This window comes from Mesorhizobium sp. M4B.F.Ca.ET.089.01.1.1, assembly GCF_004022605.1.
GTDB classification, from domain to species: Bacteria; Pseudomonadota; Alphaproteobacteria; order Rhizobiales; family Rhizobiaceae; genus Mesorhizobium; species Mesorhizobium abyssinicae.
The window spans coordinates 1-381 of the sequence record NZ_RZOS01001614.1 but is presented as its reverse complement, the minus strand read 5'-3'; the positions used below and the strand labels follow the sequence as shown (position 1 = coordinate 381).

The following is a 381-nucleotide window of genomic DNA, read 5'->3' as shown; positions in this document are numbered from 1 at the left end:
GTGCACGCCCGCCGGGTTGTCGCGCAGGAAGACGTAATCGCAAAAAGCGGCCTCGGCATCGGGCGCGGAGGGGTCTGGACGGTCGATGAGCCGCGCGTCGCCCAGATAGGTGAATTCCTGCGCATCGCGCGGGCCCAGAAGTGGATGTGGGATCAGCATTGGACCGCCTCAGTGGAGATTGGGCTGGGCACCGGCGCCGCGCTCGTCAACCACATGGCCGCGTGCGAAACGGTCGATGCGGTAGGCGCGCGCGGTCTCGTGGGGTGCGCCGGTGGCAAGAAGATGGGCGAAGGCATAGCCGCTGGCAGGCGTCGCTTTGAAGCCGCCATAGCACCAGCCGCCGTTGAAATAGAGGCCATCAATTTGCGTGCGGTCGATGAT

1 protein-coding gene and 1 pseudogene are annotated in these 381 nt (G+C 65.6%); both read right to left on the bottom strand.

Annotated elements, in window-relative coordinates; genetic code table 11:
- Positions 1-159, bottom strand: a 159-nt coding sequence (locus EN780_RS38485) for a sarcosine oxidase subunit delta (protein ID WP_145971063.1), incomplete at its 3' end; no start/stop codon positions are given.
- 9 nt (positions 160-168) lie between these two features.
- Positions 169-381, bottom strand: a pseudogene (locus tag EN780_RS38480) (sarcosine oxidase subunit beta); the annotation flags it as partial.